Annotated in this window: 21 protein-coding genes; 13 read left to right on the forward strand and 8 right to left on the reverse strand. The window is 61.4% G+C overall.

From position 1 onward, the window contains the following. Nucleotide 1 precedes the first annotated feature (1 nt). The 6 genes from FHP24_RS12820 (at nt 2) to FHP24_RS12845 (ending at nt 5,669) form a co-directional block, all read left to right on the forward strand. Nucleotides 2-1,072, forward strand: coding sequence for an ABC transporter ATP-binding protein (locus FHP24_RS12820; RefSeq protein WP_139676580.1), 1,071 nt, complete (start codon nt 2-4; stop codon nt 1,070-1,072). An 87-nt stretch (nt 1,073-1,159) separates the two neighbouring features. Beyond that, on the forward strand, nt 1,160-2,641 hold the full coding sequence (locus FHP24_RS12825; RefSeq protein ID WP_139676581.1) for an NAD(P)-binding domain-containing protein: 1,482 nt from the start codon (nt 1,160-1,162) through the stop codon (nt 2,639-2,641). Nucleotides 2,642-2,649: 8 nt separating this feature from the next. After that, a complete protein-coding gene (locus FHP24_RS12830; RefSeq protein ID WP_246091730.1) occupies nt 2,650-3,240 on the forward strand; it encodes a 2-hydroxychromene-2-carboxylate isomerase in 591 nt (196 codons plus the stop codon). A gap of 13 nt (nt 3,241-3,253) precedes the next feature. Beyond that, entirely contained in the window at nt 3,254-3,760 is a 507-nt protein-coding gene (locus FHP24_RS12835; protein ID WP_139676582.1) for a CMD domain protein, read from the forward strand. 1 nt (nt 3,761) lies between these two features. Next, the gene (locus FHP24_RS12840) at nt 3,762-4,340 is read left to right on the forward strand and encodes a peroxidase-related enzyme (protein WP_139676583.1); all 579 of its coding nucleotides are present in this window, start codon (nt 3,762-3,764) and stop codon (nt 4,338-4,340) included. Beyond that, nucleotides 4,341-5,669: an MATE family efflux transporter gene (locus FHP24_RS12845; RefSeq protein WP_246091732.1), complete on the forward strand. Its 1,329-nt coding sequence runs from the start codon at nt 4,341-4,343 to the stop codon at nt 5,667-5,669. Between the two features lie 9 nt (nt 5,670-5,678). On the opposite strand, the gene FHP24_RS12850 is transcribed toward FHP24_RS12845, so the two are convergent. Further along, entirely contained in the window at nt 5,679-6,542 is an 864-nt protein-coding gene (locus FHP24_RS12850; protein ID WP_139676584.1) for a MurR/RpiR family transcriptional regulator, read from the reverse strand. 196 nt (nt 6,543-6,738) lie between these two features. Between FHP24_RS12850 and FHP24_RS12855 the strand changes: the two genes are divergently transcribed. The 7 genes from FHP24_RS12855 (at nt 6,739) to FHP24_RS12885 (ending at nt 15,652) form a co-directional block, all read left to right on the forward strand. Further along, nucleotides 6,739-7,827: a D-TA family PLP-dependent enzyme gene (locus FHP24_RS12855; RefSeq protein WP_139676585.1), complete on the forward strand. Its 1,089-nt coding sequence runs from the start codon at nt 6,739-6,741 to the stop codon at nt 7,825-7,827. Nucleotides 7,828-8,358: 531 nt separating this feature from the next. Then, a complete protein-coding gene (locus tag FHP24_RS12860; RefSeq protein WP_139676586.1) occupies nt 8,359-9,840 on the forward strand; it encodes a M81 family metallopeptidase in 1,482 nt (493 codons plus the stop codon). Nucleotides 9,841-9,906: 66 nt separating this feature from the next. Beyond that, nucleotides 9,907-11,424: an ABC transporter substrate-binding protein gene (locus FHP24_RS12865; RefSeq protein ID WP_139676587.1), complete on the forward strand. Its 1,518-nt coding sequence runs from the start codon at nt 9,907-9,909 to the stop codon at nt 11,422-11,424. A gap of 133 nt (nt 11,425-11,557) precedes the next feature. Next, complete coding sequence (locus FHP24_RS12870) at nt 11,558-12,499, forward strand: ABC transporter permease (RefSeq protein WP_180356004.1); 942 nt, start codon at nt 11,558-11,560, stop codon at nt 12,497-12,499. Between the two features lie 5 nt (nt 12,500-12,504). Continuing rightward, the gene (locus FHP24_RS12875) at nt 12,505-13,359 is read left to right on the forward strand and encodes an ABC transporter permease (RefSeq protein WP_394344622.1); all 855 of its coding nucleotides are present in this window, start codon (nt 12,505-12,507) and stop codon (nt 13,357-13,359) included. 2 nt (nt 13,360-13,361) lie between these two features. Beyond that, on the forward strand, nt 13,362-15,167 hold the full coding sequence (locus FHP24_RS12880) for an ABC transporter ATP-binding protein (protein WP_139676590.1): 1,806 nt from the start codon (nt 13,362-13,364) through the stop codon (nt 15,165-15,167). An 89-nt stretch (nt 15,168-15,256) separates the two neighbouring features. Then, nucleotides 15,257-15,652 carry a RidA family protein gene (locus FHP24_RS12885; protein ID WP_139676591.1) on the forward strand — a complete coding sequence of 132 codons (396 nt, stop codon included), beginning with the start codon at nt 15,257-15,259 and terminating at the stop codon, nt 15,650-15,652. A 354-nt stretch (nt 15,653-16,006) separates the two neighbouring features. On the opposite strand, the gene FHP24_RS12895 is transcribed toward FHP24_RS12885, so the two are convergent. The 7 genes from FHP24_RS12895 to FHP24_RS12925 all read right to left on the reverse strand — a co-directional run bounded on the left by FHP24_RS12895 (nt 16,007) and on the right by FHP24_RS12925 (nt 24,077). After that, nucleotides 16,007-16,933 (reverse strand): dihydrodipicolinate synthase family protein, encoded by a 927-nt coding sequence (locus tag FHP24_RS12895; protein WP_139676592.1) that lies wholly within the window; start codon nt 16,931-16,933, stop codon nt 16,007-16,009. Between the two features lie 63 nt (nt 16,934-16,996). Continuing rightward, nucleotides 16,997-17,782 (reverse strand): SDR family oxidoreductase, encoded by a 786-nt coding sequence (locus tag FHP24_RS12900; protein WP_139676593.1) that lies wholly within the window; start codon nt 17,780-17,782, stop codon nt 16,997-16,999. Nucleotides 17,783-17,822: 40 nt separating this feature from the next. Further along, on the reverse strand, nt 17,823-19,037 hold the full coding sequence (locus FHP24_RS12905) for a M24 family metallopeptidase (RefSeq protein ID WP_139676594.1): 1,215 nt from the start codon (nt 19,035-19,037) through the stop codon (nt 17,823-17,825). Between the two features lie 41 nt (nt 19,038-19,078). Next, complete coding sequence (nikE, locus tag FHP24_RS12910) at nt 19,079-20,749, reverse strand: nickel ABC transporter ATP-binding protein NikE (RefSeq protein ID WP_246091734.1); 1,671 nt, start codon at nt 20,747-20,749, stop codon at nt 19,079-19,081. Further along, nucleotides 20,746-21,567 (reverse strand): ABC transporter permease, encoded by an 822-nt coding sequence (locus tag FHP24_RS12915; protein WP_139676595.1) that lies wholly within the window; start codon nt 21,565-21,567, stop codon nt 20,746-20,748. Before FHP24_RS12915 ends, nikE begins: the two co-directional genes overlap by 4 nt. Then, on the reverse strand, nt 21,560-22,510 hold the full coding sequence (locus FHP24_RS12920; RefSeq protein ID WP_139676596.1) for an ABC transporter permease: 951 nt from the start codon (nt 22,508-22,510) through the stop codon (nt 21,560-21,562). Before FHP24_RS12920 ends, FHP24_RS12915 begins: the two co-directional genes overlap by 8 nt. 4 nt (nt 22,511-22,514) lie before the next feature. After that, nucleotides 22,515-24,077, reverse strand: coding sequence for an ABC transporter substrate-binding protein (locus FHP24_RS12925; RefSeq protein ID WP_139676597.1), 1,563 nt, complete (start codon nt 24,075-24,077; stop codon nt 22,515-22,517). Nucleotides 24,078-24,079: the final 2 nt, after the last annotated feature.

Genomic DNA, 24,079 nt, shown 5'->3' on the forward strand with positions numbered 1-24,079 from the left:
CATGCAGCCAGTTGTTCATTTCCGTAACGTCAACAAATCTTACGGCTCGTCGCTCGCGGTCGACAATCTCGATCTCGCCATCGAACCCGGCCAGTTTGTCACCCTGCTCGGCCCCTCAGGCTGCGGCAAATCGACGACGCTGCGCATGCTCGGCGGCTTCGAGACGCCGACGTCCGGCGAGATCTTTCTCGACGGCCAGGAGATCAGCAAGCTCCCGCCCAACAAGCGCAACGTCAACATCGTGTTTCAGGACTATGCGCTCTTCCCGCATCTCAACGTCCGCCGCAATGTCGCCTTCGGCCTCGAACTGAAGGGCATGGCATCCGACGCCATCCACAAGCGCACGATGGAGCTTCTGTCGCTCGTCAAGCTCACCGATTTTGCCGAACGCATGCCGGGCCAGCTTTCCGGCGGCCAGCGCCAGCGTGTCGCCCTGATGCGGGCGCTTGCACCCAACCCGAACGTCCTGCTGCTCGACGAGCCGCTGTCGGCTCTCGACGCGAAACTGCGCCAGCAGATGCAGATCGAACTCAAATCGATCCAGAAGACCACCGGCAAAACCTTCATTTTCGTCACCCACGACCAGGAAGAAGCGCTCACCATGTCGGATGTCGTCGTGGTGATGAATGCCGGCCGCATCGAGCAGATGGGCGATCCCCACACGCTTTACGCAAAACCGCGCAGTCGCTTCGTCGCCAACTTCATCGGCGAGACGAATTTCATCGAGGGCAGGCTGAAGGCCATCGATGGCGGGCTCGCCGCAATCGAATGGAACGGCAGCGTCGTCCATGCGAACCTCAACGGCCAAAGCCCGTCTGTCGGCAACACGGTTGCGGCGGCGCTTCGCCCGGAAGCCATTTCGGTTCTGTCGCAAAAGCCGTCAAACACCATTGCCGTTTCCGGCCGCATCACGCAGAGCATCTTCAAGGGCGATCATACGTCTCTGACGATCAGCCTGAACAACGGCCAGTCCGTTGTCGCTCAGCTCGACCCAGTAGCGCTTTCGGCCGTGACCGGCGACGACGTCTGGCTGACATGGCGCGAGAACGACGCCGTGGTGCTGGCCGACTGATCATTGCCGCCGGCCTTACCGGCATTTTGCCCGGCCGCCCACGGCGGCAGGGACCGTGGAAGATTTGAACCGAACAGGACCTGACACATGAGTCCCGAACCGATCCGCAGTTTCAACGATCCCAAGCTTGCCGAACTGAACGCCCGCGTTGCGCAGGACCTCGAATACCTGAACTATCCGGTCGCCAACTGGTCGCCGGCTTCGGCCAAGGTTGATGGCAAACCGGTCAGCGACGTAGTCATCATCGGCGCCGGCATGTGCGGCCTCGTCGGCTGGTTCGCGCTTTCCCGCGTCGGCATCCGCAATGTCAGGATCATCGACAAGGCGCCGAAAGGCCGCGAAGGCCCGTGGAAAACCTTTGCCCGCATGGAAACCCTGCGTTCGCCGAAAACCCTGCTCGGACCGGCAGCCGGCATGGCGTCGCTCACCTTCCGCGCCTGGTACACCGCCCTTTTCGGCATCGCCAAGTGGGACGAACTGTACCGGATCCCCCGCCCGATGTGGATGGATTACCTCGACTGGTACCGTGATGTGCTCTCCATCCCGGTCGAAAACGGCATCCATGTCACCCGCATGGTGCCACGCGAGGACGGGCTACTGGAGCTTGAAATCGCCGGCGGCGCTGAGGAACCCATCCTCACCCGCAAGCTGGTCATGGCAACCGGCCGCGATGGTCTGGGTGCCGCCGAAATTCCCGGTTTCGTCGAAGGCATGCAGCGCGGAAAAAGCTGGGCGCATTCGGCCGACGAGGTCGATTTCACCACTCTCAAGGGCAAGCGCGTCGTCGTCATCGGAGTCGGCGCTTCCGCCGTCGACAATGCCGCAGAAGCGCTGGAAGCCGGTGCCGGCGAAGTGCGCCTTCTTGCCCGCCGCAAGAAGATGCCGACGGTCAACAAGCTGATGGGCATCGGCTCCTATGGCGTCACCGCCGGCTTCCCGAAGATCGATCCGAAATGGCGCTGGCGCCTGATGGATTATTCCACCCGTCAGCAGACCCCTGCGCCGCACGGTTCGACCCTGCGGGTCAGCCGTCACGCCAACGCTTTCTTCCACTTCGATTGCGGCATTGCTTCGATGAAGGAGGAAGGCAGCGAAGTGGTCATCACCACCACCAACGGCCGCATCTTCCGCACCGATTTCGTCATTCTCGGCACCGGCTTTACCGTCGACCCGCTGGCCCGCAGCGAACTTGAACCCTACAAGGCTGAGATCGCCTGCTGGGAGGATCGCATCACTCCGCCAATCGGGGAAGAGAACCCCAGCCTTGGCCGTTTCCCCTGGCTGGAAGACGACTTTTCCTTCACCGAAAAGACGCCCGGCACTGCGCCCTGGCTGAAAAACATCCACTGCTTCAACTACGGCGCAACGATGAGCCTCGGCAAGGTCAGCGGCGATATCCCGGCAATCAGTGAAGGCGCACAATGGCTCGCCCGCGGCGTTTCCGCCGGCCTGTTCATTCAGGATATCGACTACCACTGGGAAGCCCTGCTCGCCTATGAAAAGCCGGAACTCGACGGTTCCGAATGGGTCGATGCCGACGCCGATCTCCCCGAACAGAAGACAGCTTGAGGATAATCATGCGCAAGACAGTCTATTATTACCACGCCCTCAGTTCTCCGTGGGCCTATCTCGGCTGGCCGCAGTTCAAGGCGCTGATCGAAAAACACGATCTCGACGTCGTGGTACGCCCGACCCGCATCGTCACGGAAAATGGCGGCGTGCCCCTGCGTTCCCGTCCGCAGCCGCGGCAGGACTATCACGCCGTCGAACTCGATCGCTGGCGCAAGCGGCTCAACATGCCGCTAGTGCTCAAGCCCAAATATTATCCGACCAACAACGAGTTTTCCGCCCGCATGGTGATCGCTGCCGACAGGCTCGGCCTGCCGTCACTGGAGTTGAGCCACGCCCTTCTTCATGCTCTGTGGAGCGAGGAACTCGACGTGACCCAGCCGGATGTCCGTATCGACGTCGCCAACCGGATCGGCCTCGACGGCGCAAAACTGCAGGCGATGGAAGACCAGCCGGAAATCATGCAGGCCTGGCTCGACAGCCACGAAGAAGCCGGCAAGCGCGGCGTCTTCGGCACGCCGACCTGGATCTATAAGGACGTGCTCTACTGGGGGCAGGACCGGTTGAGTTTTCTCGACGAAGCCCTTTCGGAAGAATGAGGAATACAATCATATGACGACCGAAACGACCGTCGATGTGATCGACAAGGTGCTGGGGCTTGGCCCTTCCTCGCCGCTGCTTGCCCTACGTGAACAGCGCGCCAAGCTGAAGCACCTCACCCAGACCAGCTATGTCGCGGCCCTTCACCCGACCGACCCGCGCAACTTTTCCTATGCGGAACGCGCCACCCTTGCCGCTCGCATGGCAGCGCTGTGGACCTCGCAGGAACTGCTTGCGCATTATCGGGAACTCGCCACCGCGGAAGGTGCCACCGGCGATGTCCTCTCCATCGCTGACCCCGCATGGAAGCCGGAAGACGAGGCAAGCCGCCTCACCGTCATACTGCGTCATATCGATCTGGTGACGAAAAACCCGAAAGCGGCAACGCGCGAAAATATAGAAAAGCTCTATGCCGCAGGTCTCGACGATCGCGATATCGTCACGCTCGCCGGCATCATCGCTTTCGTCAATTACCAGGTTCTGGTCGTCGCCGGCCTGAAGATGCTGAGGGACAACTGACATGTCTGACGCGGTTCACGAATTCACCCTCGATGCACTGGAATGGCAGCCTTACGTCAAGCCGGTCGATCTGCAGACAGCGACGCCCGAACAGCTGGATGCGCTTAAGGTAACCCCGTCCAATACAAAAGTTTCCGCCTATGTGCTGGTGCTGGCGCAGGAAACCGAGATGCTGGCCGAGCGCTCACCACTTTTCAACGACATCATGTATAGCGATGGCGGCCTTTCGCGAGGCGGCCGTGAGCTCGGGGCGCTCGCCGCCTCCTTCGTCAACCACTGCATCTACTGCGCCCAGGTTCACGCCAACCGTTTCATCCAGCTGGAAAAACGGCGGGAAGTGGTGGAGGAGATCTACCAGAACGGTCTCGACGCCGATCTTGGCGAATACGATCAGGCACTGTTCAATTTCGGCGTCGACCTGACCGCCCATCCGGATAATGTCGGCGTCTACCAGTTCTACCACTTGCGCGAGACTGGCCTGAGTGATCTTGAAATCCTCGACCTCATTCATTCCGTTGCGATCTTCGGCTGGGCAAACCGGTTGATGCACACGCTCGGAGAACCGCACCGGAAAGACTAAGTGGCAACCGCAACGACGGCAGACAGCGTCCCCTCCTTCGATGTCACCCATCGCGAAGTGTTGCGCATCGCGATCCCGATGATGGTCGCCCATTTCTCGACCCCGCTCGTCAGCCTTGTGGCGACGGGCGTTATCGGGCAATTGGGGCAGGAGGCGCTGATCGGCGGCGTGGCGCTTGCCGCCGTCATTTTCGATGTGCTGTTCGTCACCTTCAATTTTTTGCGCGGCGCGACCACCGGTTTCACCGCCCAGGCTTTTGGCGCAGGTGATCGCCGTTACGAGCAGCGCATGCTGCTCGGCGGCCTGACCATTTCCATGGTCGCCGGCCTCGTCATCCTGCTTCTTCACGTCCCGATCGGCAATCTCGGCCTCACTGTGCTCGGAGCCGATGGTGCGGTCGCAGACGCGGCAAAAGTCTATTTCTCCTGGCGCGTCTGGTCGGCCCCCTTCGTGCTGTTCAATTTCGTCGCCTTCGGCTGGATCATCGGCCGGGGCGATGCGCTTACCGCAATGCTTCTGCAGGGATTGTTGAACGGCCTTAATCTTGGCCTCAGCATCTGGTGGGTACTCGGTCTCGATGGCGGCGTTGCTGGCCTCGCGATCGCCAGCCTCGTCTCCGAAATCGTCACGGCACTGGCCGGTGCCGCCATCATCCTCTGTCGCACCGACAAGTCGAGCTGGAATTTACCGGACGTGAAAAGCCTGCGACGGCTGTTTTCCGTCAATGGCGACATGATGATCCGCTCGTTTGCATTGCTGATCGGGCTTTCCTTCTTCACCCGCCAGAGCGGTGAACTCGGTATCGATATCCTCGCTGCCAACACGATCCTGTTGCGCTTCTATTTCTTCGGCGTCGCCTTCCTCGACGGCATCGCCACAGCGGCCGAACAGCTCGCCGGCCGCGCCGTCGGCGCCAGAAACCGCGCTGCCTTCGACCGGATGATCAAACTCACCACGATCTGGGCGCTGGTCTTCGGCGCGCTTGTTGCGCTGTCCTTCCTCGCCGGCGGCTGGTGGGTCATAGATCTCGCATCCCCCAATGCAACGGTCGAGCAACTGGCCGAAGCTTTCCTGCCCTATGCAGCGATCATGCCGCTGGTCGGTGCCATCGCCTTCCAGATGGACGGGGTTTATATCGGCGCGACATGGTCGCGCGAGATGCGCAATCTCATGCTTCTGTCGCTGGCAATCTATTTTGCCGCCTGGGCTGTGCTGCAGCCGCTCTTCGGCAATCACGGCCTGTGGATCGCGCTGCTCCTCTTCCAGAGCGCCCGCAGCGTCGCCTTCCGTCTCATGCTGCCGAAACTGACGGCCAGAACGCTCGGGTAAAACATTCCGTCAGTCGCCGAGCAACTGTCGATCGTCGCCGTCGCGATTGCGTACCAGCTCTTCCTTGATCGCCCGCAGCGATTTCAACGCTCTTGTGCGGTCGGCATAGGCGACCATGTTGGCAAGGATGTCGATCGCCGCCAGATAAGCATAGCGTGTCGATGTCGGTCGAAAGATGTTCTTGCCCTCGGGCATCTCGATCGCGATCACCACGTCGGCGGCATTGGCGACCGGCGAACCGCTCTGGGTCATCACGATCGTCGGGATCGAGCGCTCCCGCAGCAGGTCAAGGCAATGGACAAGCCCCATGTCGCGGCCGGTAAACGACGAGCCGAAAACGACAGTGCCCGGCTGAGCCGCCGCCGAGATCATCAGGTTCATGCCGTGGTCGCTCGATGCATGGACCCTGCAACTGAGGCGAAACAGCCGGTTATGCAGCTCGTTGACGATCATCGCCGAATTGCCGCTGGCGCCGAAGGCCTGAATAAACTCCGCGGCCCGCAACATCTGCGCTGCTTTTTCGATCGCCCTCAGATCAAGCTGGCGATGCACCTCGAACAGTGCGTTCTGCGCCTTCGAGACGATATCCTGCGCCACTTCTTCCGCCGTTGCGGTCGGCGCTTCCGGTGTCAGATAACGCAGGCCGACATAGGCGAGCTTTGCCAGCTGCACCTTGAAGTCCGAATATCCCTGGCAACCCAGCCGCCGGCAGAAACGGGTGACCGTCGGAGGCGAGACGCCGGCCTTTTCCGCCACCTCGATGATCGATGCGTTGACGACGAAATCGACATTTTCCAGCGCGAAATGTGCGAGCTTAGCTTCAAGACCGGAAAGCCGGCCATCCTGATCGGAAAGGGCGTGAAACAGATCCATTCGGTTTTCCCCTCGGATTGGCCACATCAGAAAAATGCTTAAGCTCGTGAAAATGAATTTCACTGGCATGCAATTTGATAGCATAATGCCCGCCAGCATCAACGAAACTCGCCTGTTCCACGAAAATAAAAACAACCTTCCCGCGCTTATGCTTCCGTCATCCGGCAGTGCGCCTTTTCCAACGAGGTCTCCAGACATGAACTATCCTTGGCCCGAACCCGGCACGCCGCTCGAACAGGTTGCAACCCCGATGCCGGTCATCGACGAGGCGCGGCTTGCCGCCAACATCGCCCGCGTTCAGGCCTATTGCGACAGCCATGGCAAGGCGTTTCGCCCGCATATCAAGACCCACAAGATTGCAGCCGTCGCCCGCCAGCAGGTGGAAGCCGGCGCGGTCGGCCTTAATTGCCAGAAAGTGACCGAGGCGGAAGTCTTCGCTGATGCCGGTTTCGAAGACATCCTGATTACCTACAACATTCTGGGTACCGCCAAGCTCGCCCGCCTGAAAGCCCTCAATGCCCGCGTGACAAAACTCGCCGTCGTCGCCGACAGCGAAACCACGATTGCCGGCCTCGCCGCAACCTTCGACGCCTCCCGTCCGCTGACCGTGCTGATCGAATGTGATACCGGCGCCAAGCGCTGTGGCGTGCAGACACCGGAAGCAGCTGTTGCGCTTGCCGAAAAGATCGCTGCCGCTCCCGGCCTTCGTTTCGGCGGCATCATGACCTATCCGGCCACCGGTGGCGCCGAACAGGTCGAGGCTTTCATCGTCCGCACCATGGCGCTGCTTTCGGAAAAGGGTATCGAATGCCCCATGCGCTCCAGCGGCGGTTCGCCGGATCTGTTCTCCGCCCATCTCGTGCCGTCTGCCACCGAACACCGCGCCGGCACCTATGTCTATAACGACCGCAGCATGGTGCGCGCCGGCCATTGCAGCAATGACGATCTCGCCATGCATATCCTCGCCACCGTCGTGTCCCGCCCGGCGCCGGATCGCGCCGTGCTGGACAGCGGCTCCAAGGCACTGACCTCCGACCTGCTCGGCTTTACCGATTATGGTGCGATTGCCGGTTTCGAGGGCGCCCGCGTCGTCTCGCTTTCGGAAGAACATGCAGTCGTTGATCTGACCGACTGCAAGACGCCCTTCCCCGAAATCGGTTCGATGGTGAAGGTCGTGCCGAACCATACATGCGTCGTCACCAACCTGTTCGACCGCATGGTCTTCCACCGCGACGGCATCGTTTCGCGGGTTGAAAATGTCGATGCACGCGGCACCGTCTGGTAGGGTTGCGGCCTGAAAATTTTTACCGCGAAAGGCCAGCCGCTCACTGCCGCAAGGCGCGGCGGTCACGGAATGATGAAAATCGGGCGCCTCTCAGGGGCGCCCTTTTTCATGCGGCGATGACGATTGTTTGCCGCCGGCACGCAGCCGGGACCGGCCGAATGGCTTGATTCCAAAACAGAATGCCGTTGCACCGGCCTCGACGTCGGCTGCTACGCCTGGGGAAGGCCGTGAAAATTTTCTTCGATTTTCACGCTTAAGAAAATAAATTACACAAAATAGTGCGAAATCTGAAAATCCGTTGACTTCGGCAACATTTGACGCATTATGAAGAAAATAAATTACACCGAAACGGTGAGCGGGCGAACTTGAGGAAAACGGGACATCGGATGAACCGAGAGTGCCTGGACTGTCGCTGACGCGGCGGTCGGGACATGGCAGCTCCGGCAAACTTCACATCAGGGACAATATGGCGACGGTATTCGGGCGGCTGTAACAGCGGCGCGTTGGCCGGAGTGCATTCGGATAACAGACATGCGCATCTTCACCGCCTCGCTGGCGACCGAGACGAACACTTTTTCACCCGTGCCGACGGATATGAACGCCTTCAAGGCGGCGTTTTATGCCGCGCCGGGCGAACACCCGGATACGCCGACCCTGTGTTCCTCCGTCGTCCCGATCCTGCGCCGCCGAGGCCGCGAAGAAGGTTTCACCGTCATCGAAGGCACGTCCTGCTGGGCCGAACCCGCCGGCCTCATCCAGCGCCAGACCTATGAAACCTTGCGCGACCAGATCCTTGCTGAGCTGAAAGCCGCCCTGCCTGTCGATGGCGTGGTCCTCGGCCTGCATGGCGCGATGGCAGCCCAAGGCTATGACGATCCGGAAGGCGATTTCCTCGCCCGTGTCCGCGACATGGTCGGGCCGGACGTGCTGATCGCTGCCGAATTCGATCCGCACAGCCACCTGACGGCGCTGCGTGTTGCAAACCTGAACATCATGGCCGCCTTCCTCGAATTCCCCCATACAGATTTCGAACAGCGCGGCGAACACGTCGTTGAACTGGCGCTTCAGGCGTTGCGTGGCAAGATCAGGCCGGTCATCTCCACCTTCGACTGCCGGATGATCACCATCTTCCCGACCAGCCGCGAACCGATGCGCTCCTTTGTCGACCGCATGCAGGCGCTGGAAGGCCATGACGGCATCCTGTCGGCCTCGGTCATCCACGGTTTCATGGCCGGCGACGTGCCCGACATGGGCACCCGCATCGTCGTCGTTTCCGACAATGACAAGGCAAAGGGTGACGCACTGGCGGCAAAACTCGGCCGCGAGCTTTACAGCCTGCGCAAGACCACTGCCATGCCGATGTTCGATACCGAGGCCGGTCTCGACAAGGCGATCGCCATCCGCGCCGCGCATCAGCAAAAGCCGGTGACGATTGCCGATGTCTGGGACAATCCCGGCGGCGGCGTGGCGGGCGATGCCACCTATATCCTGCGCCGGATGATGGAACGCGGAATGGACGATTTTGCCGTCGCCACCATCTGGGACCCGATTGCCGTCAGCTTTTGCCACGCGGCGGGTGAAGGTGCGGAACTGGCCTTGCGCGTCGGCGGCAAGTCGAGCCCGGAAGGCGGCGATCCGCTCGACCTGTGCGTCACCGTGCAGAAGGTTTTCGACGCCGGCTGGCAGAGTTTTCGCAATTCGCGCGTCACGCTCGGCAGCGCCGCTGTCATCCGTCCGGTCGGCACCAATATCGATATCGTGCTGATCACCAGCCGCACCCAGACCTACGAGCCCGACATCTTCTCCAATCAGGGCATCGATTTCGCCTCGAAGGCCTACATGCTGATCAAGTCGACCAATCATTTTTACGCCGGTTTCCAGCCGGTCTCCTCCGAGATCGTCTATATCGCCGCGCCGACCTCCTATCCGACCAACCCGGCAACGACGCCCTATCGCAAGGCGAGCTTGAAGCTCTGGCCGCGTGTGGCCGATCCACTGGGACTGGATGCCTGAATTCTCGACCGGACAGGAAAGCCGGCCGAAATCTTTGACCGAACCGAACGCAACAAGGGGATGACCATGAAAAAGAGTGCACTTGTTCTGATGACGCTGGCGGCCTTGGCCGGCACCAGCAGCCTGGCTCTGGCCCAGGCAAGCGACGGTATTCTGACTGTCGCCACGATCGGCGAACCGCCGACGCTCGACGTCATGCAGACGGCGACCGACATCGTGCTGACCATCGACCAGCACATTTTCGAAACGCTCTACACCTATGACGCCGAATGGAAGTCCGTACCGCTGCTTGCAGCCGGAATGCCGAAGATTTCCGAAGACGGCCTGACCTATACGATCCCGCTGCGCGAAGGTGTCACGTTCCATGACGGCAGCGCCTTCGATGCCAAGGATGTCACCGCCTCGCTGAAGCGCTGGATGGCAGTCAATTCCAAGGGCAAGCAGGTCGCCGGCATCGTCGAAAGCCTGACGGAAGATGGCGATCATGCCGTCGTCTTCAAGCTGAAGTCGCGTTATGCGCCGCTGCTTGCCACGCTGTCGCAGGCCTCGGTCATCCTGCCGTCGGAAAAGATCGCCGACACGCTGACCGAATTCGTCGGCACCGGCCCTTACGCCCTGAAGGAGCGCAAGCCCGACCAATATACCCAGCTCGTCCGTTTCGACGGCTACAAGTCGCCGGAAGGCACGCCGAGCAACTATGCCGGCAAGCGCGAGGCGATCGCTAAGGAAATCCGTTTCGTTCCGGTTCCCGATGCAAATACCCGCGTTGAAGGCCTGATTTCCGGCCAGTTCGATTATGCGGACTCCCTTCCGGTCAGCGCATTCGAGCGCGTCGAAAAGAGCGGCAATGCCAAGCCCGTCATCTTCCGCGATGCCGGCTGGGCTTCGATGAACATGAACATGAAGGAAGGCCTGCTCGTTAAGAAGGAGCTGCGTCAGGCGGTTCAGGTTGCGCTCAACCCGAACGACATGATGATGGCCGCCTTCTCTGACGACCGCTTCTTCAGCGTCGATGCCTCGATCTTCCCGGAAGGTTCCTTCTGGCACACCGAAGCAGGTGTCGCCCGTTACGGCGACGGCAACCCGGAAGAAGCTGCAAAGCTCTTGAAGGATGGCGGTTACGACGGAACCCCGATCCGCCTTCTGACCAGCCGCCAGTACGAATTCCACTACAAGATCGGCGAAGTCGCCAAGGCCTATCTCGAAGCCGCCGGGTTCAAAGTCGATCTGCAGGTGGTCGACTGGGCAACGCTCACCACCCGCCGCGCGGATTCGAAGGCATGGGATATCTTCATCACCCATTCCAACTTCCCGGGTGACCCGACGACGATCAACACGATCACCGACACCTATCCGGGCTGGTACGTTTCCGATCAGAAGGCAAAGGCTGTCGCCACCTATATGGACGCCACCACCGATGATGCCAAGAAGGCAGCATGGGATGGCATCCAGACGGTCATCTATGATGATGCACCGCTCTACAAGGTTGGCAACTTCAATGCCGTTTCCGGCGTTGCCAACGGCGTTTCCGGTTACGAGCCGACCTACTGGCCGCATTTCTGGAATGTCAGCCCGAAGAAGTAAGGCCAGAGCAGTTCCAGCAAAAGCGGGAACCCGTGTTGCTGGAATTGCGATGAAACGAAAGAGATAGAGCAGTTTCGTGTTTCGAGGAAAGACGGAACTGCTCTAAAAAGACTGGGAACCGACTATGGCAAGGATCGCACAAGCGCTGCTGAAACGGCTGGGGGGCATGGCAATCGTGCTCGCCCTCGTCGTGACGGTGGTCTTCATCATCGTTCGCGTCACGCCCGGCGATCCTGCCGCCGTCATGCTGGGTTCGGATGCGACCCCGGCTGATATCGCGCAATTGCGCGAGAAGATGGGGCTCGATGCTCCGCTCCTCATGCAATATGGCCAGTTCGTTCTGGGCATATTGCAGGGTGATCTCGGCCAGTCGATCTTTTTGAACCAGCCGGTCACGACGGCTCTCGCCGCACGTGCCGAACCCACCTTCTTCCTCACCCTCTTCTCCATCCTGATCGCAGTCGGTATTGCGCTGCCGGTCGGCATCCTGTCGGCCGTCAAACGCGGCACGATCTTCGACCAGATCGTCGTGACCCTCACCATGGTCGCCGCCAGTGTCCCGAGCTTCTGGCTCGGCCTGATCCTGATCCAGGTCTTTGCCGTCGGCCAGGGCTGGTTCCCGGCCTCCGGTTACGGCGGCCCGGAAACGCCTTTCTTCGAACGCCTGCACCATCTCGTTCTGCCGGCCGTCGCACTCGGCGTCGTCAATTCTGCACTGATCACCCGCTTCACCCGCGCCGCCATGCTCGATGTTCTGGGCGACGATTACGTCCGCACCGCCCGCGCCAAGGGCGCCGGCGAAGGCCGGGTCATCCTCAAGCATGCCCTGAAGAACGCGATGATCCCGATCATCACCGTTATCGGGCTGTCGGTCGCCATGCTGGTGGCCGGTGCCGTTGTCACCGAAACCGTCTTCGGCCTGCCGGGCGTTGGCAATCTTGTCGTCTCGGCGGTGTTGCGCCGCGATTATCCAGTCATCCAGGGCGCGCTGCTCGTCGTTGCCGCCATCTATGTCCTCATCAACTTCATCGTCGACATGCTTTATATTCTCGTTGATCCCAGGGTGCGCCTATGACCACGATGGCCTCCCTCTCCATGCCCTTCGCATCCGGCCTGCGCCGCCTGTTCGGCAACCGCGCCATGCTGTTCGGGGCGATCATCCTGGTCATCGTCGTGGCTGCGGCGCTGCTCGCGCCCTGGGTAGCGCCCTATGCGCCGAACAAGCTGTCGATCATCAACAAGCTGAAGCCGCCGTCGATAACGAACTTCTTCGGCACCGACGAATTCGGCCGCGATATCTTCTCCCGCGCCATCTTCGCCGGCCGCATCTCGCTGCTCGTCAGCCTCGGCGTCGTGTTCATCTCGACCGTGCTCGGCGTCATCCTCGGTGTCGCCGCCGGCTTCTTCCGTCGCCTCGATGCGCCGATCTCGCGCCTTCTCGATGCGATGATGTCCTTCCCGGACATCCTGCTCGCCATCGCACTGGTCGCGGCCCTCGGACCGTCGCTGACAACCGTCATCCTCGCGCTCGGCATCACCTACGCCCCGCGTCTGGCCCGTATCGTCCGCGGCTCGACGCTGGTCCTGCGTGAGCTCCCCTATATCGAGGCCGCCGTCGCCATGGGCCTGCCGACCTGGCAGATCCTTGCCCGCCACGTGCTGCTCAACCTCGCCTCCCCGATCCTCGTGCAGGCCACTTTCGTTTTCGCCTCGGCGATGCTCGCCGAAGCAAGCCTCTCCTTCCTCGGCGTCGGCGTTTCCACCGACATGCCGACCTGGGGTACGATGCTGGCATCCGGCCGCGAATACATGAACAACGCTCCGTGGCTGATGGTGTTTCCGGGGCTGGCCATCGTCTTCTCGGTTCTCTCCCTGCAATTGCTGGGCGACGGCCTGCGCGATCTCGTCGATCCGCGCCTCGCCAAGGAAAGCTGATCATGACCGAAACAACGACCACGAAACGGCCGGTGCTCTCGGTCGAGAACCTGACCACCTCGTTCAAGACGCGGGATGGCTGGAAAGCCGTCATTCGCAATATCAGCCTGCATGTCGATGCCGGCGAAACGGTTGCGATCGTCGGCGAATCCGGCTCGGGCAAGAGCGTCACCGCTCTGTCGACCATGCGGCTTCTGCCGGCCGGCCGCTCGCGCACCGAAGGCCGGATCCTGCTCGACGGCAGGGACCTGCTTGCCGCCAGCGAAGCCGAGATGCGCAAGGTGCGCGGCGGCTCGATCGGCATGATCTTTCAGGAGCCGATGACCTCGCTCAACCCGGTCTTCACCATCGGCAACCAGATTGCGGAAGCTCTCGTTCTGCATCGCGGCCTGTCATGGAGCGAAGCCGAGACTGAGACTGTGCGCCTGATGGAGCGCGTCCGTATTCCCGCGGCCAAAGCCCGTCTTCACGAATATCCGCACAAATTCTCCGGCGGCATGCGCCAGCGCGTGATGATCGCCATGGCGCTCGCCTGCCGTCCGAAACTGCTGATCGCCGACGAGCCGACCACCGCCCTCGACGTGACGATCCAGGCCGAAATCCTCCACCTGCTGCGCGAGTTGCAGCGGGAGGAAAACATGGGCGTGCTGTTCATCACCCACGACATGGGCGTGGTCGCAGAAATCGCAGACCGCACCGTTGTGATGTTCCGAGGCGACATGATCGAGACCGGCAAGACCGACGAAATTTTCGCCACGCCGAAAGCGATCTACACAAAATCCCTGCTCGCCTCGATCCCGCGTCTCGGCACGATGGGTGCCGCCGCCGCACCAAAACGTTTCCCCGAGGTCGATGCCTCGACCGGTATTGCCGTCGATGGCCGCGAGATGAACCCGGTCGCCTTGAGCGTCGAGCCGATCCTCAAGGTCGATAATCTCGCCGTCCGTTTCGACCTGCCCAATGGGCGCGTCCATGCGGTGGAAGATGTCTCCTTCGACCTGCGTCCAGGCGAAACCCTGTCGCTGGTCGGAGAGAGCGGCTGCGGCAAATCCACGACCGGCCGCGCCATCATCCGCCTGCTCAATCCCTCCGCCGGTTCGATCGTCATCGGCGGTCAGGATGTCACCAAGGCCGGCACGCGGGAATTGCGGACCATGCGCCGCACCTCGCAGATGATCTTTCAGGACCCGTTCGCCTCACTCAACCCGCGCATCACCGTCGGCTCCGCGATCGCCGAACCCATCCTCGCCCACGGCCTGATGGGTCGGAAAGATGCCAAGGCCCGCGTCTCCGAACTGTTGGAACAGGTCGGCCTTTCCGCCGCCATGGCCGATCGCCACCCGCACGAATTCTCCGGCGGCCAGCGCCAGCGAATCTCGATTGCCCGCGCGCTCGCCCTCGACCCGAAATTCATCGTCGCCGACGAAGCGGTCTCCGCACTCGATGTGTCGGTCAAGGCGCAGGTCTCCAACCTTCTGCTCGACCTGCAGGAAAAGAGAGGCCTCGCCTATCTGTTCATCAGCCACGACATGGCGGTCGTGGAGCGGATGAGCCACCGCGTGGCGGTGATGTTCCTGGGCGAAATCGTCGAGATCGGCCCGCGGGCGGCGATCTTCGACAACCCGCAGCATGCCTATACGCAGCGCCTGATCTCGGCCGTGCCGATCCCTGATCCGTCACGCCGCGGCCAGACCCCACCACCGCTTTCCGAAGAGATCAAGAGCCCCGTGCGCCCCTTCGATTACGTCGTGCCGAAGCGTACCTACCGTGAAGTTTCGCCCGGCCATTTCGTGCAGGATGCCCACTGAAACAATGCCGGCAAAAGCGTAAAGCGTTGTCGGCATTGCAAGAACGGACAAACCCTGCCCCTACCCCACTGGAATAGAAAGACCACCCCATGACCAGCAAGAAACTCATCCGTTACGATGTCGCCGATGCCCAGGCCGGCGGCCAGCGCCGCCCCTTCGCCAAGGCCGTCCGCGCCGGTGATTTCGTCTACGTTTCGGGCCAGGTCCCGACCGTGGACGGCGAAGTCGTCGTCGGTAATATCGTTGCCCAGACCGAACAGGTGATCGCCAACATCAAGTCGGTTCTGGCGCTAGCCGATTGCACGCTGGAACATGTGGTCAAGGTCAATGTCTGGCTCGACGACGCCCGCGATTTTTCGAGCTTCAACGCCGTCTTCCAGAAACACTTCATCGACCACCCCCCGGCCCGCTCCACCGTCGAATCCCCAATGATGGTCGACGTCAAGGTCGAGATGGACGTGATCGCGTATAAGCCGCTGGATTGAAACGAAAAAACCGGCAGTAAGTCTGCCGGTCAAATTACTGATTAGGCTTACGGTTCAGCACGCTCAGATCTGCGTTGACCACCATCGGCAATTGAATCCTCCCTCATTCCTGTGCTTGTCACAGGAATCCAGTAGCCCAAGTCCTTGGGCGGAGAGAGTCTTTTCACGGCGCAGACGCGCCGTGGCTGGATTCCTGTGACAAGCACAGGAATGAGGGTAATCAGGGCTCCGTGCTCGGAAAACAGCCTTGTCAGCGTTATGACCGGCGCAATTCAGCCAGTTTCATATCAAGTCGAATGATCGCACCTTCAACCCGGAAATCAGCATTTCCGGGTTGAAGGCTGTCTGGACCAATTACAGCGCCGCCCGCTTGTCGTGCCTCGCCACCCGCGCCAGCAGATAATCCACCTCGGCCTTGGCGGTTGCCGTCAGCATCTGTCCCGGCTTGCGCTGCGCATCGGACGCTATCACGCCGCGGCGCTTCAATATGTGCTTGCGCACCGCCAATCCCACACCGAGCTGCTGCTCATAGCGGATCAGCGGCAGGTGTGCGTCGAACAGGTCATGCGCCTCGTCGCGCTTTCCTTCAGCAAACAGCGACACAAGCTCGCTCAGCATGTCGGGGAAACCATAACCGGTCATCGCACCATCGGCGCCGCGTTCCGGTTCGAAATCGAGGAACATGCCGCCATTGCCGCAGAGAATCGAGAATTCGCGCAGTTCGCCGGATTTCTGCATGGCGCGCAGTTTCGAGATCTTCTCCAGACCCGGCCAGTCTTCGTGCTTCAGCATCAGGCAGGACGGATGGTTGGTGATGATCTTGGCGACCACGCTGGTGGCGATCACCGTGTTGAGCGTCAGCGGATAGTCCTGCAGCACCCATGGCACGTCCTCGCCAACCGCTTCCACGGCACCGGCGAAATAGTTGATCGTCTGCTCGTCGGTCTTCGCCCCTTGTCCCGGTGCGATCATCACGCCGGCAGCACCCATATCCATCGAGCTGCGGGCAAGCGAACGCATCGCGGCAAAACCCGGTGCCGACACACCGACAATGACCGGAACCTTGGCACGCTCCACGACACGCTTGATGATCGCCCGGCTTTCATCCGCTTCCAGCTTCGGCGCTTCGCCCATGATGCCGAGAATGGTGATGCCGGTGCAGCCGCTCTCTTCGTAGAAATCCGTCAGGCGGTCGACCGAGTTGAAATCGATCGCGCCATCGTCGTGAAACGGCGTGGCGGCGATCGCATAAACGCCCTTGGATGCAATGCTGAATGTCATGTCGTTCTCCCGGATGCAGATGCTTGCCCGGTCGGGGCCGCAGCTTTTGCTCTTAGTTTCTAATCAGATGTTGGCGAGAAGGCCACCGTCGATGCGGATCACCGAGCCGGTGATATAGGATGCGCGCGGGCTCGCGAGGAAGGTGACCATATCGCCATATTCCTGCGGATCGCCGTAACGGCCGACCGGAATGGAGCCGGTGCTTTCCTTGGTCACATCAGCCACCGGACGCTCCTCGCGCTTGGCCTTCTGCTCATCGAGAAACACGATTCGGCCCGTGGCGATGCGGCCGGGCAGCACGACATTGGCAGTAATCCCGTCGCGGCCCACTTCCCGCGCCAGCGTCTTCGACCAGCCAACCAGCGCCATCCGCAGGCTGTTGGAAATCCCGAGATTGGCGATTGGGGCGACGACACCTGAAGATGTCGAGGTGATGATACGGCCAAAACCGCGCTCGCGCATCGAAGGCAAAACGGCATCCGTCACGGCGATCACCGAGCGGACCATGCTGTCGAAATATTTCGACCAGATCTCCGGCGCCTGTCCTGAAGCCGGCGTCGGCGGCGGGCCACCGGTATTGTTGACCAGCACATCCACCGGCCCGAAGGTCGAGGCGATCAGCGCCAGCCGCTCCTCGATCACCGTCAGATCGCCGATATCCCATTGCAGCTCGAAAGCCTGGTGGCCCGACGCCTCGATCGCCTGCGCCGTCTTTTCGGCTGCGGCAAGATCGATGTCGGCAACGACGACATTGGCCTTTTCCGCTGCCAGCGAGCGGGCGATTGCGCCGCCCAGTCCACCGCCTGCGCCGAATACCAGCGCGGTCTTTCCGCTCAATTGAAGATCCATGAATGCCTGCTCTTGTCTGTCTTGATTGTCAGTGCCGCGCTCAGCAGCAGTAAAGCTCGACCGGAAGGTCGCTGAACACTTCCGGCGCGCCATCGGTGATCGCAAAGGTCTGTCCGACACCGGCCGTCAGGCCCGTGGTCGCGTCGGGGATCATGATATGGACGAAAAACACCATGCCCGGCGTCATGATCAGCGGATTGCCGGAATAGATCATCGGCGGCACATCCATCCAGGTCGGCTTGAAGGTGCAGCCCAGCGCATAACCGCAGGCAGCATAGCGCGCCTTGGCAAAACCGGCATCATCCAGCACGCGGCGATGGATATCGTCGAGCGTGCCAAGTTCCGCCCCTGCCCTTGCCGCATCCTTGATCTGGTCGAGCGCGTCTTTTGCCACGCTCAGCATGCCGAGCTGGCGCGGGTCCGGCTTGCCGGTCACCAGCGTATGCTCGACCACGACATGGTAGCGGCAATGGGACCCGGCGAGCTCGACGAGAATCTGGTCCTGTTCCTCGATCAACCGGGGTCCGCCGATCCCGCGGCCGTAAAGCGCACGCGATCCCGAATTGACGAGAGGCCCACCGGATGGAATGTCGCCACCGCCGGCAAGCATGGAGGTCAATGCCGCGCCGGACAGCACTGTATCGGGAATTCCGGGTTTGGTAACATCGATCGCGGCGCGAACAGCCGCATCCGCCAGCTTGCCCGCCATGCGCACATGCTCCAGTTCGGCCGCCGATTTCACCAGCCGCCCGGTGCGGATGATATCCGACGCATCCTCGGTGACGCAAAAACCGTCGAGCGCCTTGTCGACCATGCGGGCATTGGCGCCGGTCAGGCCATAGGTCGCATATTCGACGCCGATTTTTTTGCCGGCAAGGCCCTTCTCGGCCATGATCGCACGCAGGTCGTTAGCCGGGTTGGCATCCTCGGCGTTCAGCCAGACACGGACATCGTCGTAGAGCGAAGCGACATTCGCTTGCCGCAGATCAGGCGTGCGGGTCAGAAGCACGGTGTCGCTGCCATCATCGGCCAGCACGAGGCCGGCCTGGAAAAACACGTAACCGGCCGTGTCATAACTCGTCAGCCAGTAATGGCTTTCCTGCGAAAACACGATAAGCGCATCGATGCCGCGCTCGCGCATCCGGAGACGTGTCGCCGCCAGACGGGTCTCGAATTCGGCCTGTTTGAACTTCAGAAGAACCTGGCGACCGCCACGCGTCGTGCCGGCAAATTCCTGGGGGACATACATGGTCATGCGATCTCGCGAGTGATGAAAAGGGTGGCGCCCACGATCCCTCAAGCCTCCGCAGGCGTATGAACCGGCACCGCATCCAGCAGCGCCTTGGTATAGGGATCGCGATCGGCGGAACGGGCATCCGGCCGGTCGAAGAAATCGACCAGCTTGCCGTGATGCATGACGGCAATGCGATGGGCGAGCTGGCGGATCAGGTTCAGGTCATGGGTGATGAACACGCAGGCAGCCCCCGTGTCCTTCTGCAGCTTGACCAGCAGTTCAGCCACCGCCGCCTGGACCGAAACGTCGAGCGCCGCCGTCACCTCGTCGCAGATGACCAGTTCCGGCTCAGCCGCAAAGGCGCGGGCAATCGCCACACGCTGCTTCTCGCCGCCGGAAAGCTGGTGCGGATAACGATCGGCGTATTCGGCCGGAAGCCGTACCATCTCCAGAAGCTCGGCAATCCGCGCCTTGATTTTTTCACGCGGCACGACGCCGTAGAGTTTCAGCGGCCGGGCGATAATCGTACCGATCTTCTGGCGCGGGTTGAGCGAGGCATCGGGATGCTGGAAAACGATCTGCACGCGGCGTCGATAGGCCCGGTCGATCGCCCTTCGGCTGCCCACCGTCTTGCCATCGAATTCAAGCTTGCCCTGAAAATCCTGCAGGCCGGCCAGAACCTTGGCGATGGTCGATTTGCCCGAGCCGCTTTCGCCGACAACGCCGAGCAGCTCACCCTTGCGAACCTCGAAATTGACGTCCTTCGCACCCCAGAAGCCGATCTTGTCCGCATCGTCTGGCCAGAACATCTTCTGGATCTTCGAAGGCGCACCGTAATGCACGCCGATGCCGTCGAGTTTGACAAGCGTCTGCGGCACGGCCGGCGCATCGACGCCGATCCAGCGATCCGGGTTGGGCACCGCGCCGATCAGCTGTTTCGTATAAGGGGCCGAAGGTTTTTGGAACACGTCGCCGACCAGGCCGCGCTCGACGATCACGCCCTTATGCAGCACCGAAACTTCATCCACCACGCGGGAGACGAGCCCGAGATCGTGCGAGATGTAGAGTGCGGAAACATTCGTTTCGTCGCGCAGCTGGTTGAACAAATCAAGGATCTGCCGTGCGGTCAGGATGTCGAGTGCCGTTGTCGGCTCGTCGAAGATGATCAGTTCCGGCTCGCAGGCAAAGGCGGTGGCGATCACCACACGCTGCTTTTCGCCGCCCGATGCCTCGTGTGGAAAACGCTTCAGCATTTCCTTCGGGCGGGTGATGCCGGTGCGGGCAAGCGCAGCCTCAGCCTCCACCCAGGCCTGCGCTTTGGTCAGGCCGCGATGGCGCATCAGCACTTCGGCGATCTGTTCGCCGAGCCTTATCGTCGGGTTGAGCGAGGTCGAGGGATCCTGAAACACCATCGACATGCGACTGCCGCGAATGTCCAGCATCTGATACGGAGTATAGTCGAGCAGTTCCTCGCCGGCGAGGCGAATGGCACCGCCCGTCTCAACGGCATTCGGCGGCAGGTAACGCATCACCGACCACGCCATTGACGACTTGCCGGAACCGCTCTCGCCAACGAGGCCGACCGTCTTGCCCTTGGGGATCGTCAGGTCGATATTCTTCAGCGCCGAGACCATCCCGTTGGCGGTCTTGTAGGACAGCGAATAGTTGATGATCGAAAGGGCCGGCTTTTCCGCGGCTGCAGTCACGGTCTGGCTCATCGTCTGAACTGTCATCCGTGGCTCCTCTTGGGGTCGAGGGCGTCACGCAGGGCGTCGCCGAAAAGGTTGAAACCGAGGGCGGCAATGGCGATCGAAAGGCCGGGGATCGCAACGCACCACGGATTGCGGAACATGAACTGGCGCGCTTCCGCCACCATCAGCCCCCATTCGGTGCTCGGCGGCTGTGCGCCGAGACCAAGGAAGCCGAGCGTCGCGCCGATCATGATGGCGAAAGAAACGCGGATCGTCGCTTCCACGACGATCGGGCTCAACGCATTGGGCAGCACTTCGCAGGTGACGATATAGACGCCGGATTCACCGCGGGCGACCGCCGCCCGCACATAGTCGCGGGTGCGGACGGAGAGAACGGCGCTGCGCGAAATGCGGGCCATGCCGGGAGCAAAGGCGATCGAAACGGCCAGCATCGCATGTTCCATGCCGCCGCCCAGAATGGTGACGATCAGCAGCGTGAACAGCAGGTCCGGCACGGCCAGAAGCCCGTCGAGAATGCGCATGATGGTCGAATCGACCCAGCCGCCGGTAACACCGGCGACAACCCCGATGATCGAGCCGATACCGACGCCGAGCAGCGTCGCGCCGACACCAAAGGCAACTGTCGAAGGTGCTCCGGTCAATATGCGAGACAGCAGGTCGCGGCCGAACTGGTCGGTGCCGAACAGATGCATCATCGACGGTCCCTGAAGCCGGTTCAGCGGATCGAAGGCTTGCGGATCGTAAGGGGCGATCATCGGGCCGAAGATCGCGGCAAAACAGACGATCGCCAGCAATACCGTGCCGACGATGGCCGTGGGTGTGGAGAAGAAATTACGCATAACGCACCCTCGGGTCGAGCAGGGCAATGACGATGTCCGACAGAAGGTTGGACAAGGCATAAACGGCCGCGAGAAGCAGGGTCACGGCCTGGATGACGGGCAGGTCGCGGTTTTCCAGCGCGTAGATCAGCAGGCGTCCGAGACCCGGCCAGGCAAAGATTTCCTCGACAACGATGATACCGCCGAGCAGGTAGCCGATATCGAGCGAGATGACCGCGACGGCCGGCGCCAGCGAGTTGGGCAGCGCATGCCGGCGGATCACCCGTCTTTCGGTCAGGCCTTTGAGACGTGCGGCGCGGATATAGTCGGAAGACAGCACTTCCGACATTTCGGAACGGACCTGCCGGGCGATATGGGCCATCAGCACGAGGCCAAGGGTTGCCGCGGGAAGAACGACATGGGCGCCGAAGCCTGCGAGATTTTCCCATGGAGCAACAAAGCCGCCGGCCGGGAAAAGCCCGTGGTTCGGTGCCGCGAAGAACACCAGCAACAGCGTTGCGGTGACGAATTCCGGCAGGCAGGTGCCGAGATAGCTGAACAGGCCGAGCGCCAGATCCATCGCGGTACCCCGCTTGATCGCGGCAAGCGCGCCGAGCGGAATGGCGGTGATGGTGACGACGACGAGCGCGGTCAGCGCCAGCATTGCGGAGTTCGCGAATGCCTCGCCGACGACCTGGGTCACCGGCAGAGACAGACGCAGGGATGTCCCAAGATCGCCGTGCAGAATGCCGGCGACCCAGGTCAGATATTGCGTGTACCAGGGCTGATCCAGATGCAGCTGCTTTTCGAGTGCGGCAACCGCGTCCGGGGTGGCATATTCACCCAGGATCATGATCGCTGCATTGCCCGGCAGCATCGTCGTGATGGCAAACACGGCGAAGGTTACGATCGCCAGCACAAGAAAGACGGCCAGCAAGCGGCGGATGAGATAAGCCCTGGTCATCCGGTCAGGCCTTATTCAGCCAGACGTTTTCGGCATAGTAGTAGCGGGACAGAGGCGCGATCGTCCAGTCTTCCGCACCCTTGCCGCTGGCGGTCAGGATGTCTTCGAAAATCGGCACGATATAGGGCGTCTCGTCCAGCTGCAGCTGCTGTGCCTTGGCGTAAAGCTCCTTGCGCTTGGCCGGATCGACCGTGGCGCGGGCATCGGCGATGAGCTTGTCGAAATCCTTGTTCTTCCAGGCCGTATCCTCGTAGGAGGCATTGGAGGTGAGCAGCAGGTTGAAGGTTGCGTCTTCGGTGGCCTGCATGCCCCAATAGCCCATGTAGAACTGACCCTTCATCCACACATTGGCGAGATAGGTGTCGTGCGGCATGGTTTCGACTTCGATGTCGAAGCCGGCGGGCAGCGCCATCTGCTTCAGCGCGATGGCCACCTGCGCACGGATTGCCGGGCGGTTGGAGGCGACGAGCTTGATCTTGATGCCGTCGGGATAACCGGCTTCCGCAAGCAGCTTCTTGGCGCCTGCCGGATCGTAGGCGATCTCAGGCGTTTCGATCGCATAGGGGAATTCCGGCGACACGAGGTTGTCGTAGGCCGGGCGGCCGAGACCTTCGAGCACGAGATCAACCAGCGTCGGACGATCGACCGACATGGCGAGCGCCTTGCGCACCCGCACGTCGTCGAAGGGTTTTTGGTCCTGGCGCATGGTGATGTTGACGAAACGGCCCGACGGAATGCGCTGCGCCGTGATGCCGGTCGCATCGGCGATGCGCTGGAAATCCGCCTGCTGGACGACCAGCATGACGTCGACCGCGCCGGACAGGAAGTTGGCGCTTTCGGCGGCAAGATCGGGGAACAGCATCATGTCGATGCCGTCGAGATAAGGCTTGCCCTTGATGAAATAGTTCTCGTTCTTGACGAGGCGCACCATGCGGGCGCTGTCATAGGTTTCGAGCTTGAACGGGCCGGTGCCGTTGGCGGTCGTGTCCAGCTTTTCGCGCGGGCCGGACAGGGCGACCTTGGAGACGATGCGGGCATTGGCATGTGCCGTCGAGATCGGCAGGTCGGCAAACGGCGTCTTCAGCGTGAACTTGACGGTCGTTGCGTCAACGGCCTCGATCTTCTCGATCATGTTGAGGACGGAACGGGCGGCGGCCGGAATGTCGGGGTTGAGGATCGCCTGGTAAGTGGCGACGACGTCATCGGCGGTGCACGGCGTGCCGTCGTGGAAGACGATGCCCTTGCGCAGGTAGAAGGTGAAGGTCTTGGCGTCTTCACTGCCTTCCCAGCGCTCGGCGAGATCGGCCATCGGCTTGTTGTCGGGACCCATGCGGGTCAGGCCCGAATAGAGCATGTCGACGACCGGATATTCGGCGGGGCCCGAGCAGTTCAGCACGTTCAGCGTTGCGATACGCGTCGAGTGGCTGATCTTCAGCGTGCCGCCGGCCTTCGGCGTGTCGGCAGCCAGTGCTTCGGACATGTCGATGCCGGGAATGAGTGCGGTTGCCGCAAGGCCGCCGGCGAGACCCATCATCACACTGCGGCGGGAAATCATGAAACTTGTCATAT

The sequence above is a fragment of the Aliirhizobium smilacinae genome, from assembly GCF_006335145.1.
GTDB classification, from domain to species: Bacteria; Pseudomonadota; Alphaproteobacteria; order Rhizobiales; family Rhizobiaceae; genus Neorhizobium; species Neorhizobium smilacinae.